The sequence below is a fragment of the Sphingomonas sp. Leaf23 genome, from assembly GCF_001421585.1.
Taxonomy (GTDB): Bacteria; Pseudomonadota; Alphaproteobacteria; order Sphingomonadales; family Sphingomonadaceae; genus Sphingomonas.
The window spans coordinates 219,060-232,353 of record NZ_LMKR01000004.1; the positions used below are offsets into that span (position 1 = coordinate 219,060).

Genomic DNA, 13,294 nt, shown 5'->3' on the forward strand with positions numbered 1-13,294 from the left:
CACCTGGTTCAACGGGGCTCCACGAAGAGAGGAACCATCCGCAGGATGGTGGAGAGGCGTCCGCCGACGCATCGTCGCCTTGCTTGGCGCGCCTCCCCCTCCCCGAAAACGGGGAGGATTGCTAAGGGACGCCTATGCTCCCCATCCACGCGGTCCTCCCCCACCTCCTCCAGACGCTGCGCGACCGCACTTCCGCCGTCCTCGTTGCGCCGCCGGGCGCGGGCAAGACCACTGCCGTTGCGCCCGCGCTGCTCGCCGAACCGTGGGTGACCGGCGAGATCCTGCTGCTCTCCCCCCGCCGCATTGCCGCGCGCGCCGCTGCCGAGCGCATGGCCGCGACCGCAGGCGAACCCGTCGGCCAGACCTTTGGCTATGCTACCCGCATGGACAGCAAGCGGTCGGCGGCCACCCGCGTGACGGTGATGACCGAAGGCATCTTCGTCGCCCGTATCCAGGCCGATCCCGAACTGGCCGGCGTGTCGGCGGTGCTGTTCGACGAAGTGCACGAACGCAGCCTCGACAGCGATTTCGGCCTCGCCCTCGCGCTCGACGCGCAGGCGGCGCTGCGCCCCGACCTGCGCATCCTTGCCATGTCGGCGACGCTGGATGGCGAACGTTTCGCCGCGCTGATGGACGATGCCCCGGTGATCGAGAGCGAGGGGCGCTCCTATCCGCTCGACCTGCGTCATATCGGCCGCAATGCCGAGGCGCGGATCGAGGACTCGGTTGCCGCCGCGATCCGCCGCGCGCTGGTGGAGGCCGACGGCGGCATCCTCGCCTTCCTGCCCGGCGTCGCCGAGATCGAGCGGACCGCCGAACGCATCGCCGTGCCCGACGGCGCGGTGCTGCATCGGCTGCACGGCACGCTGCTGCCGGCCGAACAGCGCGCCGCGATCGCGCCTGATCCTGAGGGGCGGCGCAAGATCGTGCTGGCGACCAGCATCGCCGAAACCTCGCTGACCCTCGACGGCATCCGCATCGTCGTCGATTCCGGCCTCGCCCGCCGGCCGCGCTATGATCGCGCAGCGGGGATGACACGGCTGACCACGGAGCGCGCCAGCCAAGCCGCCGTCACCCAGCGTGCCGGCCGTGCCGCGCGACAGGGGCCGGGCGTCGCCTATCGCCTGTGGGAAGCGGCCGCGACCGCCGGGTTGCCCCGTTTCGACCCGGCCGAAATCCTCGAAGCCGATCTGTCGGCACTGGTGCTCGAATGCGGCAAATGGGGGGTCACCGATCCGACCAGCCTGCGCTGGCTCGACCCGCCGCCGCCCGCCGCCGTTGACGAAGCACGCGCACGCCTTGCCACGCTCGATGCGATCGATGCCGATGGCCGCCCGACGCCGCACGGCCTCGCCATCGCCGCACTCCCGCTGTCGCCCCGACTGGCGCACATGCTCATTCGTGCGGGCGAGGGCGGCTTTGCCGGCGCGGCGGCGGAGGTCGCGGTCTTGCTGGGGGAACGGGGGCTGGGCGGCAACGACACCGACCTCGACCAGCGTCGCCGCCGTTGGCGCACCGAACGCGGGCAGCGGGCCGAAGCGTCGCGTCGCCTGGCCGAGCGCTGGCGCAAACTGGCGAAGGGCCGGGACGATCCGCCCGCCGATGCGCTGGCGCGCAGCGTCGCGCTGGCCTTTCCCGACCGGATCGCCAGACGCCGCGATGCCGGAGGCGAACGCTGGGCCTCGGTCGGCGGGCGCGGCTTCACGCTGGACGTCGCCGCACTCGGCTCGGCCGAATGGCTGGCGGTGGCCGAGACGCAGGGACAGGCGGCGGGCGCGCGCATCCTGTCTGCCGTCGCGATCGACCAGGCGACCGTCGAGGAACTGTTCGGCGACCGGATCGAAACGCGGCGCAGCGTCCGGTTTGATCCCGCCACGCGCGGCATCGTGGCGCTCCGCGAACGCCGGCTGGGCGCGATCCGGCTATCGTCCGGCCCCGATGCCGCCGCCTCGCCCGACGAGATCGCCGCCGCGCTGGTGCAAGCGGTGCGCGGCGACCTTTCGCTGTTGCCGTGGGAGGGGGCGGAGACGTTGCGTCGCCGTTCGGCCTACGTCGCGGCGATGCTGGGGCAGGACGATCCGTTGGGCGACGCAGCGCTGGTCGCGGCGATCGATGACTGGCTGCCGCCGCTGCTGACCGGCAAACGTCGGCTCGATTCGGTGACCGGGCTGCATGATGCGCTGGAGCAGAAGGCGGGTTGGGACTGGATGCAGCAGGTCCGCCGCCTTGCGCCCGCGCGGTTCGAAAGCCCCGCCGGGTCGAGCCACGCGATCGACTATGCCGCCGAAGGGGGGCCACGGGTGGAGCTGCGGGTGCAGGCGCTGTTCGGCCTCGCCACCCATCCGATGGTGGCGGGCCAGCCGCTGACGCTCAGCCTCACCTCGCCCGCCGGACGCCCGATCCAGACGACGCGCGACCTGCCGGGCTTCTGGGCCGGGTCGTGGCGCGACGTATCGAAGGAGATGCGCGGCCGCTATCCGCGCCATCCGTGGCCGGACGATCCGACGGCAGCATCGGCGACGCTCAGGACCAAGAAGGCGGATGCGCGGCGGGGGTGATCCTGCGCATTCCTGTCTGGTTCGAGCAGCTTCAAGCTTGTCAAGAACGCCGGAGTTTGGGGCACCCCCTTCTCGAATTCGGTTCTCGACAGGCTCGAACCTGCGCTCGAAGCGAACGGGGGCGTAGAGGGGGAAGCGAAGCTACCCCTCGCCATGCCCCTTGGTGAGATATTCCTCCGACCGCATCTCCTCCAGCCGGCTGATCGTCCGATCGAATTCGAACCGGCCGTCGCCGGTCGGGTACAGCTCGCCCGGCTGCGCGTCCGCCGCCGCCAGCAACTTCACGCGATATTCGTACAGCGCATCGATCAGCGTCACGAACCGCGCCGCTTCGTTGCGGTTGTCCGGACCCAGCACCGGGATGCCGACCAGGATCACTGTATGGAACGCCCGCGCGATGGCGAGGTAATCGGGCGCGCCGCGCGCCTCGCCGCACAGTCGCTTGAAGCTGAACACCCCGACGCCCTTCAGCGCCTTGGGCACGTGCAGCGTCCGGCCCCCGCCGACATCGAGGTCGCACGACGGCACGTGCGCCGCATCCTCGACGGCGAAGTCGGTCAGGCGAAAGAACGCGGCCGACAGCGCTTCGGTCGCTGCCGCGCCATTGGGCACCAGCCACGTATCGACCGCACCCAGCCGGTCGCGACGATAATCGGTCGGGCCGTTGAGCGGCAGCACGTCGAGGTTCGTTTCGAGCAGCTGGATGAACGGCAGGAAGCTGTCGCGCTGCAACCCGTCCTTGTACAGATCGACCGGCGGGCGGTTCGACGTCGCGACCATCGTCACGCCGTGGGTCATCATCTCGGTAAACAGCCGCGACAGCACCATCGCGTCGGCGGTGTTGTTGATGACCATTTCGTCGAACGCGAGCAGCTTAAGGTCCTTGGCCAGCGCTTCGGCCACCGGGGGGACGGGGTTGCCGACCTCCTTGGCGCGCTCGGTCGCGAGGCGGGCATGGACCTCGATCATGAAGGCGTGGAAATGGACGCGGCGCTTGGCCGGTTCGGCGACGCAGTCGTAGAACAGGTCCATCAGCATCGACTTGCCGCGCCCGACCCCGCCCCACAGGTACACACCACGCGGCGCTGGCGCGTCGCTGCCGGTCAGGCGCGCGAACAGGCCGCGTTTGGGCGGATGGTCGATGGCATCGGCAAGGTGCGACAGCCGCTCGGCGGCGGCGCGCTGTTCGGGGTCGGGGCGGAGTTCGCCGGCGGAGACGAGTTGGTCGTAACGGGTGAGGACGGTCATGCGCGTCCCGCCTCTACCCAAACCACCCCGTTTGCTTCGAGCGCAGATTCGAGCCTGTCGAGAACCGAAGTCGAGACGGCGGTGGCAACATCAACCGAGTTCTCGACAGACGCTTTTCGACAAGCTCGAAGCTGCTCGAACCGAACGGGGAGGAAATAGTAGGGCACGAAGCGATCAGATGATCCGCTCGACTTCCATCTTCTTGATCTCGGCGATCGCCTTGGCCGGGTTCAGCCCCTTCGGACACACGTTCGCGCAGTTCATGATCGTGTGGCAACGATACAGGCGGAACGGATCTTCCAGTTCGTCCAGACGCTCGCCGGTCATCTCGTCACGGCTGTCGGCCAGCCAGCGATAGGCTTGCAACAGGATCGCTGGACCCAGGAACTTGTCGCTGTTCCACCAATAGCTCGGGCAGGAGGTCGAGCAGCAGGCGCACAGGATGCATTCGTACAGCCCGTCGAGCTTCGCGCGCTCGTCCGGCGACTGGAGCCGTTCCTTGCCGGCAGGCTCCGGGGTCACGGTCTGCAGCCACGGCTTGATCGACGCATATTGCGCATAGAAATGCGTGAAGTCCGGCACCAGGTCCTTGATGACGTCCATGTGCGGCAGCGGGGTAATGCGGATATCGCCCTTGATATCCTCGATCGCCGTCGTGCAGGCGAGGCCGTTGCGGCCGTCGATGTTCATCGAACACGACCCGCAAATGCCTTCGCGGCACGATCGGCGGAAGGTGAGTGACGGGTCCTGCTCCGACTTCATCTTGATGAGCGCGTCGAGCACCATCGGACCGCATTCGTCCAGATCGATCTCGAAATCGTCGTAGCGCGGATTCTGGCCCGAATCGGGATCGTAGCGATAGACCTTGAATTTCTTGATCCGGCCCGACGTCGGCGACTTGTGGGTCGTACCCTTCTTGACGACGCTGTTCTTGGGCAAACGGAATTCGGCCATGATACTCGCTCGGTTCGGCTAGTGGGTGGGTAATCCACCCGGTCTGCGGGTCAGATACATGACAGGTAGGGTTGCCGCAAACGCGAACAAGGGAAAACTGTCCTAAGGGGAGGGAGCAGTGTCCGCGACGGACGTCCGCTCCCCACCACCCCTCACACCGCCGGCAACCCTTCCAGCAGCTTGTCCAGCGTCGCGGGGTAATCGCGTACCCGGACGCCGGTCGCATTGTAGATCGCATTGACCACCGCCGCGCCCGCGCCGCCGATGCCCAGCTCGCCGATCCCCTTGGCATGGAGCGGGTTGGCATGGACGTCGCGTTCGTCGAGGAACACGATGTCGATCGGTGGAATGTCGGCATGTGCCGGCACATGATATTCCGCCAGGTCGTGGTTCACGATCCGCCCGTCGCGGTCGTCGTGCACCAGTTCCTCGGTCAGTGCGGCGCCGATGCCGAACACGATGCCGCCGATGCACTGCGACCGCGCGGTCTGCTGGTTCAGGATGCGCCCGGCCTCGAACGTCGCATGCCAGCGCGTCACGCGGACCTCGCCGGTGACGGCATGGACCTTCACCTCGCAGAAATGCGCGCCATAGCCGGCTTGCGTCGTTTCCTTCTCCTGTTTGCCCGGCTCGATCGATCCGGTGGCGGTGATCCCGTCGCCGACCAGCTCGCCGATCGGCACCCGGCGATTGCCGGCGACCGCATGGCCGTCCTTCAGCGTCAGCTCGTCGGGCGCGACGTCCATTGCCTTCGCCAGCTTCTCCCGCAGCGCCTGCGCCGCCAGATAGACCGACGACCCGCTGCTGCCCGCACCCCAGGAGCCACCCGAACCCGCGCCCGGCGGCGACTTGGTATCGCCCAGATGCACGTCGATCCGCTCGATCGGCAGGCCCAGCAGCTCGCCCGCGATCTGGGCGAGGATGGTGTAGGTGCCGGTGCCGATGTCGGTCATGTCGGTTTCGATCAGCGCGCGGCCGTCGGGACCGATCGTCACCGCCGCCTCGCTCGGCTGCAGCATGTTGGTGCGGGTGGTCGCCGCCATGCCCTGCCCGATCAGCCAGTCGCCCTCGCGCTTTCCGCCCGGCACCTTGTTGCGCGCATCCCAGCCGAACGCCTTCGCGCCTGAATCGAGGCAACGCGTCAGCGAACGGGTGGAAAAGGGCACGTCCTTTTGCGGATCGCGCGCGGCATCGTTGCGCCGGCGCAGCTCGACCGGGTCGATCCCGATCTTTTCGGCCAGCTCGTCCATCGCATTCTCATGCGCCAGCAGCCCGACCGCCTCGCCCGGCGCGCGCATCGATCCCGACAGCATCCGGTTCAGCTCGACCACGTCGTGGGTGATGACGCGGTTCTCGCCGGCATACAGGAACTGGGTGGCGATCCCCGCCGGTTCGAAATAGCCCTCGCCCGGCAGATTGCTGGTGATCGTCTCATGCCCGATCCCGGTCAGCTTGCCCTCGGCATCGGCGGCCAGCCGCATCCGCTGATGCGTGTTCGACCGGCGCACGGTGGTGTCGAACACTTGCTGGCGGGTCATCACCGTCTTGACCGGCCGTCCGACCGCCTTCGCGGCGATCGCGGTTGCGACCGATTCGGGCGCGATGCCGAGCTTCGATCCAAAGCCGCCACCGACATAGCGCGCGACGATCCGCACCCGCGACGCACGCTCACCCAGCGCCTTGGCCAGCTGTTGCTTGTCTGACGACGGCATCTGGTACGCGCCGTAGAGCGTCAGGCCGTCGTCGTCCCACACCGCGGTCGAGGCGTGCGGCTCCATCGCCGCCGAGTTTTGCGACGGCGTGGTCCAGATGTCATCGACGGTGAATGCCGCATCGGCCATCGCCGCGTCGAGGTCACCCTGCTTGTGATAGGGCGGCATCGATCCCGCCGGCGGCTTCTTCGCGCTGTCCAGCCGGTCGTCGAAGGTAAACACGCCCTCGGCGGGATCGAAGCGGATCGACACCAGCTGTGCCGCGTCGCGGGCAATCTCGAAGCTCTCCGCCACGACGATCGCCACCGGCTCACCGAAATAGGCGACGTCCTTGACGCCCTGCGTCGGCGCGCCGGTCTCGCCGCCCTGCTGCGCGTTGCGGATGAAAGTCTTCAGGTCGACCACGACGTCCAGCACACCGGGCAGTGCCTTCGCTCCCTCGGCATCGATCGCGGTGATCGTGCCCGCCGCGAATGGTGCACGCACCAGAAAGCCATAGGCGAGGTTGTCGGGGGCATATTCGGCGGCATAGGTCGCCTGTCCCGCGACTTTCAGCGGACCGTCGATCCGCTCGATCCCCTTGCCAATGATCCCCTGCACGCCCGAATCGAGCAGGCTCTGTTCGACGGGCTTGTCCATGCGCAGTGCGTTGGTGGTCATGCCGTCAGCTCCCGCAGCGTCGCAACCAGCGTGCGGCGCGTCAGTGGAATCTTGAAATCGTTGCTGCCGAAACCCCTGGCATCGCGCAGCAACAGGTCGGCGGCCTGTCCGAACAATTCGTCGGACGGGGCCTGCCCGACCAGCAGGCGCTCCACGCCCTCGTCCCGCCACGGCATCGGGCCGAGACCACCGAACGCCAGTCGCACGGAGGTGATCTTGCCGTCTTCGACTGCGACGATCCCGGCGACCGACACCAGCGCAAACGCATAGGACGCCCGGTCGCGCACCTTGCGATAGGTCTGCTTGCCTTCGGGAGCGGGCGGCAATTCGATATGGGTGATAAGCTCGCCGGGACGCAGCACATTCTCGACCTCCGGCGTGTCGCCGGGCAGGCGATAGAAATCGCCGATCGCGATCCGCCGCTTCTCACCATCGCTGCCGAGCGTCACGATCGTCGCGTCCAGCGCGCGCATCGCCACCGCCATGTCGCTCGGATGCGTCGCGATGCACGCCTCGCTGGTCCCCAGCACGGCGAGGATGCGGTTGAAGCCTTCCTTCGCATCGCAACCCGACCCCGGCACGCGTTTGTTGCAGCGCGCGGCGGTCTCGTAGAAATAATAGCAGCGGGTGCGTTGCAGCAGGTTGCCACCGGTCGACGCCTTGTTACGCAGCTGCCCCGATGCCCCGGCGAGCAGCGCGCGGCTGAGCACCTCGTAGCGCTCGCGGATGACGGGCGATGCGGCGAGGTCCGAATTGGGCACCAGCGCCCCGATCCGCACGCCGCCGTCGATGTCCTCGATATCGTTCAGCGGCAGGCGGCTGATATCGACCAGCCGCGCCGGCGTCTCGATCTGCAATTTCATCAGGTCGAGCAGGTTGGTCCCGCCCGCGATGAACTTCGTGCCGTCTTCGGCGCCCTCGCGCACGGCGGCTTCGGCGCTGTCGGCCTTGGCATAGTCGAACAGCTTCATGCCGCCGTCTCCACTTTTGCATCGGCGACTTCACGGATCGCGTCGACGATGTTGGGATAGGCCGAGCAGCGACAGATATTGCCGCTCATCCGCTCGCGGATTTCATCGTCGGTAAAGTCGGCGTCGGCAAGGTCGACGCTGACATGGCTCGGCCAGCCTTTCGCCACCTCGTCCAGCATGCCGACCGCCGAACAAATCTGCCCCGGCGTGCAATATCCGCACTGGAATCCGTCATGCTTGACGAACGCGGCCTGCAGCGGATGCAGCTTGTCCGGCGTGCCCAATCCCTCGATCGTCACGATGTCGTCATCCTGATGCATCACGGCGAGCGTGAGGCAGGCATTGATGCGGCGGCCGTTCACCAGCACGGTGCACGCCCCGCATTGGCCATGATCGCAGCCCTTCTTGCTGCCGGTGAGCGAAAGATGTTCGCGCAGCAGGTCGAGCAACGACGTGCGGATGTCGACCTCCGCCTGATACGGCTGTCCGTTGATGGTGAATTGCATGGGGCGCGCTCCGTTGGTCGTGATGGCTAACGATCGCGATCCAAAGGGTTTCCTGTTGCGAGAGGGTCGCAGATGTTGGGGATGATAGTGGCGGCGATGATGGGAAGTGCTCCGATGGCCGAGGAACGACCGCTGACCAGCCCACCGATCGTGATCGCGCATCGCGGGGCCAGCGGATCGCGCCCCGAACACACGCTGGCGGCGTATGAACTCGCGATCGAACAGGGGGCGGACTTCATCGAACCCGACCTTGTGCTGACCAAGGACAATGTGTTCGTCGCCCGGCACGAAAACGAGATTTCGGGCACGACCGACGTCGCAGACCATCCCGAATTCGCCAGCCGCCACACGACCAAGACGATCGACGGGGCCGCGATCACCGGCTGGTTCACCGAAGACTTCACGCTTGCCGAACTGCGCACGCTGCGCGCAAAGGAACGCCTGCCGCAGTTTCGCCCCGGCAATACCGCCTATGACGGCCAGCAACCCGTCCCGACGCTGGCCGAGGTGATCGCGCTGGCCAAGCGCGCCACCGCCGCGACCGGCCGCACCATCGGCATCTATCCCGAAACCAAGCACCCGACCTATTTCGCGTCGATCGGCCATCCGATGGAAAAGCGGCTCGTGCGCGAACTGCGCGCCGCCGGCTGGGACAGCCCGCAGGCGCCAGTGTTCATCCAGTCGTTCGAGGTGAACAACCTGAAGGCGCTGAAGACACTGACCGGCATCCGCCTGATCCAGCTGATGAACGATACCGGCGGCCCGGCCGATCACGCGGTCGACAGCTATGCGGCGATGGCGACCCCGGCGGGGCTGAAGGCGGTGGCGACCTATGCCTGGGGCATCGGCCCGAACAAGGTGCTGGTCGGCCGAGGAAAACCGCTGGTGCATGACGCCCATGCGGCCGGCCTGCGCGTCCACTCCTGGACCTATCGCGCGGAAAACGCCTTCCTTCCCGAAGCGTATCGCGTGCCGGGCGATCCGGCGACCCATGGCCGGATCGGGCAGGAGATCGCCGATGCGGTCGATGCCGGCGTCGATGGTTTCTTCACCGATTTCCCGCTAATCGGGGCACAGGTGCGAGACAAACCGTATTGAGGACAGACAGATGCGACTGGCGTGGATGGTATTGGCGGTGGCGCCGCTGACCGGGGGGTGCGTCAGCACGGTATGGAACGTGGCGACCGCGCCGGTGCGCGCGGGCGCGCAGGTGGTCGACTGGACCACCACCAGCCAGTCGGAAGCCGACCGCAACTACGGCCGGAAGATGCGCAAGAAAGAAGCCCGCGAAGGCCGCGAACTGCGCAAGGAAGAGGCACGGCGGCGGCGGGAACGTCGCCGCGACGACGATTGAGAGGGGTACCCGCACACAAATCCATTCGCCCTGAGAGCCTGATTCTTTATTCGGTTTTGGCAATTGGTCGCGCGAGGTTTTTAACGGAAGCAAGGTTGCATCGAGCTTCCTGTGCTCGTTCGGAGGCCTCATAGCCTTTTGCCAGATGCCGGTTGCGACCGGACCATGCGAAAATTCACTCGACGACCAATCGCCGTGGTTCCTGAGCGACGTGTCCGACGCGTTGCGAGCGGGTAATGTTCTGGATGGTCCAGGGCAATGGATCGGCGACTGCGGCGAGCAGCTTACCGGCGTGATAGATATGGCGGGCATGGACGTGCCGCAGCCGGGAAACCGGGGGCAAGCGCCTTGAGCAACGGCATGGCACCATGGGTTATCTTGCGACGTTTGACGGCGTGACCTGCGCTGCGATCAATCGACCTGACGTGTCGGTGGCGATGTGGCGCTTACGCCCTCTTAACCTTCGTGGCGGCATCGAACCCGCAAGGACCGCCGCGCCCGTTTGTGCGCGCGCTCTGGCTGTCGATCGCTAGCCCCGGTGGTTCGGGATCGCACACCTCAGGTGTACGCGATTGCGCTAATGGCAACGCATTGTTCCACGGCCACCAGCCCTGATTGCGCTTGTGGTAGAAGCGATATTGTACGGTTGTGAAGGGCGGAAAATCGCGCGGCAGGCCACGCCGCGGACGTTCACCCGTACGCAACGCGCTTACATACCGCCACTTGTCCCGGCGGTACCGTTTTGTCATCCAACCTTTCCCCTGTCAGCATCTCAGGAGGAGCGGAGGTTGGAGCCTTCCGAGAAGGGGCCGCCCCAGACGACCGAGTTCTCGACCGACGTTTCTCGACAAGCTCGACTAGCCCGAACCGAACGGGTTTCTTGGGGATAAAGCAGGCCGCCCTACCCCGTCGGCCGCCCGTCCGCGTCCATCAACACCTCGCGCCGCCCGACATGGTCGGGCCGCGACACCAGCCCTTCCTTCTCCATCCGCTCGATCAGCCGCGCCGCCGAATTATAGCCTACGCGCAACTGGCGCTGGAGCCAGCTGGTCGACGCCTTCTGGCTTTCCGCGACCAGCTGGCATGCCTGGCGGAACGTCTGTTCCTCCGGCGAATCGTCGCCGGTCGGTGCCCCGTCGAGGCTGAAGCCGGCATCGCCCTCCGGCTCGTTGACCACCGCGTCGATATAGTCGGGCGCGCCCTGCGAGCGCCAGAAGTCGGACACCGCCTGCACCTCGTCATCGCTGACGAAGGGCCCGTGGACGCGCGCCAGCGCCTTGCCGCCGGGCATGTAGAGCATGTCGCCGCGGCCCAGCAGCTGTTCGGCGCCCTGTTCGCCCAGGATGGTGCGCGAATCGATCTTCGACGTGACGTGGAAGCTGATGCGGGTCGGCAGGTTCGCCTTGATGACGCCGGTGATGACGTCGACCGAGGGACGCTGCGTCGCCATGATGAGGTGGATGCCCGCCGCACGCGCCTTTTGCGCGAGGCGCTGGATCAGGAATTCGACTTCCTTGCCCGCGGTCATCATCAGGTCGGCGAGTTCGTCGACGATCACCACGATCTGCGGCAGCGGCGACAGGTCGAGCGTCTCTTCCTCATAGATCGGCGTGCCGGTGTCGGCGTCATAGCCGGTCTGCACCTTGCGGCCGAGCTTCTGCCCCTTGGCGGCGGCGGCGCGCACCTTGTCGTTGAAGCTGGCGAGGCTGCGGACGTTGATCGACGCCATCATGCGATAGCGGTCCTCCATCTGCTCGACCGCCCATTTGAGCGCGCGCACCGCCTTGGGCGGGTCGGTCACGACATCGGCCAGCAGGTGCGGGATGCCGCGATACATGCTGAGTTCGAGCATCTTCGGGTCGATCATGATCATGCGACACTGGTCCGGGGTCAGCCGGTAGAGCAGCGACAGGATCATGCAGTTCAGGCCGACCGACTTGCCCGACCCGGTGGTACCGGCGACGAGCAGATGCGGCATGGGGGCGAGGTCGGCGACGACCGGGTCGCCCGCGATATTCTTGCCCAGCACGATCGGCAGCTGCGCATTCTGGTCGGCGAACGCCTGGCTGGCGATCAGCTCGCGCAGCGACACCATCTCGCGCTTCTGGTTGGGCAGTTCGATACCGATCACGGTGCGGCCCGGAATCGTCGCGACGCGGGCCGAGATCGCCGACATGTTGCGGGCGATATCGTCGGCCAGCTGGATCACGCGGCTGGCGCGGATGCCGGGTTCGGGCTCCAGTTCGTACATGGTGACAACCGGGCCGGGGGCGACCTTCACCACCTGCCCCTTCACGTTGAAATCGTCGAGGACGCTTTCGAGCAGGCGCGAGTTGCGTTCCAGCGCGGCCTTGTCGACGGTCGGGCCGGTCGATTCGGGCGCGGGGGCGAGCAGGTCGATCGCGGGCAGCGCGAAATTGTCGCGGCCTTCGCTGCTGGCGGGCCGGGGCGCGCTGGCGAGCGCGGGGGAGGCGGCGCGGTCGGCGATGACCGGCGGGGCGCGGTCGTCGGCGGGCGCCGCGCGCCGCGGCTGCGGGCGGGCGGGCGCTTCGTCCGGATCGTCGTCCTCCGTCGCCAGCGCGGTGCGCGGCGCGGGATCGAACGGCAGGTCGTCGTCCTCGACCAGTACCGCGCCAACGTCGGCGACGGAACGGGCGCGACGTTCGAATTTCGGCATGCGGAAGGTGCCGTCGGGGATCTCGATCGTCAGCCCCTTGGCCCAGCGCCACACGCCGAACAGCGCGGTGGCGAGCGCGACGACGCGGATCGTCCACAGCTCGGCGACCGGCACGCCGATCAGGTGGACCAGTCCCTGCACCGCCCGCGCGATGCTCCAGCCGATCACCCCGCCATAGCCGGCGGGCAGCGACAGGATCGCCTCCCCCGACACGAACGCCAGCGTGGTGCCCATTGCCAGCACGCCGATCCCGCAGTCGCGAATCATGCGCGGCCACGGCCCCACGGGCACGTCGCGCCACAACCGGACGCTGACGATCAGCCCCAGTGGCAACAGCATCGCGACGGGCACGCCAAAGATGGTGAGCAGCAGGTCGGCGAGCAGCGCGCCGGGCGCGCCGAGCTTGTTGGCGACCGGCCCGCCCGCCGCCGTGCTGAACGACGGGTCGGCGGGCGAATAGCTGACGAGCGCGATGGCGATCACGATCATGGCGACGAACAGGATCGTCGCACCGATCATCGCGCCGCTGCGCTTCGCACCCGCCTTCATCGCGTCGCGCCACAACATCGGCTGCGCGTTGGTCGCCATTCGTTCCACCCTTGTTCGATACGCCCCCGATGTGCGCCGCCGTGGGGTACGCCGTCAAGGCGGCGT

Annotated in this window: 9 protein-coding genes; 3 read left to right on the plus strand and 6 right to left on the minus strand. The window is 67.3% G+C overall.

Annotation, left to right across the window (positions count from 1 at the left end; translation table 11 throughout):
• The first annotated feature begins 134 nt into the window (after positions 1–134).
• Positions 135–2,558 carry an ATP-dependent helicase HrpB gene (gene hrpB, locus ASE67_RS13485; RefSeq protein WP_055762302.1) on the plus strand — a complete coding sequence of 808 codons (2,424 nt, stop codon included), beginning with the start codon at positions 135–137 and terminating at the stop codon, positions 2,556–2,558.
• A gap of 141 nt (positions 2,559–2,699) precedes the next feature.
• On the opposite strand, the gene zapE is transcribed toward hrpB, so the two are convergent.
• From zapE to ASE67_RS13510, 5 genes are all read right to left on the minus strand, one after another.
• The gene (gene zapE, locus ASE67_RS13490) at positions 2,700–3,806 is read right to left on the minus strand and encodes a cell division protein ZapE (protein ID WP_055762305.1); all 1,107 of its coding nucleotides are present in this window, start codon (positions 3,804–3,806) and stop codon (positions 2,700–2,702) included.
• Positions 3,807–3,980: 174 nt separating this feature from the next.
• Positions 3,981–4,760 (minus strand): succinate dehydrogenase iron-sulfur subunit, encoded by a 780-nt coding sequence (locus tag ASE67_RS13495; protein WP_055762308.1) that lies wholly within the window; start codon positions 4,758–4,760, stop codon positions 3,981–3,983.
• A 152-nt stretch (positions 4,761–4,912) separates the two neighbouring features.
• Positions 4,913–7,132 carry a xanthine dehydrogenase family protein molybdopterin-binding subunit gene (locus tag ASE67_RS13500; RefSeq protein ID WP_055762312.1) on the minus strand — a complete coding sequence of 740 codons (2,220 nt, stop codon included), beginning with the start codon at positions 7,130–7,132 and terminating at the stop codon, positions 4,913–4,915.
• Positions 7,129–8,103, minus strand: coding sequence for an FAD binding domain-containing protein (locus tag ASE67_RS13505; RefSeq protein ID WP_055762315.1), 975 nt, complete (start codon positions 8,101–8,103; stop codon positions 7,129–7,131). Before ASE67_RS13505 ends, ASE67_RS13500 begins: the two co-directional genes overlap by 4 nt.
• Complete coding sequence (locus tag ASE67_RS13510) at positions 8,100–8,609, minus strand: 2Fe-2S iron-sulfur cluster-binding protein (RefSeq protein WP_082457134.1); 510 nt, start codon at positions 8,607–8,609, stop codon at positions 8,100–8,102. The genes ASE67_RS13505 and ASE67_RS13510 overlap by 4 nt, the downstream gene beginning before the upstream one ends.
• Before the next feature lie 96 nt (positions 8,610–8,705).
• Here ASE67_RS13510 and ASE67_RS13515 point away from each other — a divergent pair, with 96 nt between their 5' ends.
• Positions 8,706–9,707, plus strand: coding sequence for a glycerophosphodiester phosphodiesterase (locus ASE67_RS13515; protein WP_235511910.1), 1,002 nt, complete (start codon positions 8,706–8,708; stop codon positions 9,705–9,707).
• Positions 9,708–9,717: 10 nt separating this feature from the next.
• Entirely contained in the window at positions 9,718–9,963 is a 246-nt protein-coding gene (locus ASE67_RS13520) for a hypothetical protein (protein WP_055762318.1), read from the plus strand.
• Positions 9,964–10,864: 901 nt separating this feature from the next.
• Here the strand turns inward: ASE67_RS13520 and ASE67_RS13525 are convergent.
• Entirely contained in the window at positions 10,865–13,228 is a 2,364-nt protein-coding gene (locus ASE67_RS13525) for a DNA translocase FtsK (protein WP_055762321.1), read from the minus strand.
• Positions 13,229–13,294: the final 66 nt, after the last annotated feature.

Bases quoted from the DNA above. Each gene is read 5' to 3' on its own strand.
- ASE67_RS13500 (WP_055762312.1), bottom strand. From the start codon at position 7,132: ATGACCACCAACGCACTGCGCATGGACAAGCCCGTCGAACAGAGCCTG.
- hrpB (WP_055762302.1), top strand. From the start codon at position 135: ATGCTCCCCATCCACGCGGTCCTCCCCCACCTCCTCCAGACGCTGCGC.
- ASE67_RS13525 (WP_055762321.1), bottom strand. From the start codon at position 13,228: ATGGCGACCAACGCGCAGCCGATGTTGTGGCGCGACGCGATGAAGGCG.
- ASE67_RS13495 (WP_055762308.1), bottom strand. From the start codon at position 4,760: ATGGCCGAATTCCGTTTGCCCAAGAACAGCGTCGTCAAGAAGGGTACG.
- ASE67_RS13505 (WP_055762315.1), bottom strand. From the start codon at position 8,103: ATGAAGCTGTTCGACTATGCCAAGGCCGACAGCGCCGAAGCCGCCGTG.
- zapE (WP_055762305.1), bottom strand. From the start codon at position 3,806: ATGACCGTCCTCACCCGTTACGACCAACTCGTCTCCGCCGGCGAACTC.
- ASE67_RS13510 (WP_082457134.1), bottom strand. From the start codon at position 8,609: ATGCAATTCACCATCAACGGACAGCCGTATCAGGCGGAGGTCGACATC.
- ASE67_RS13515 (WP_235511910.1), top strand. From the start codon at position 8,706: ATGATGGGAAGTGCTCCGATGGCCGAGGAACGACCGCTGACCAGCCCA.
- ASE67_RS13520 (WP_055762318.1), top strand. From the start codon at position 9,718: ATGCGACTGGCGTGGATGGTATTGGCGGTGGCGCCGCTGACCGGGGGG.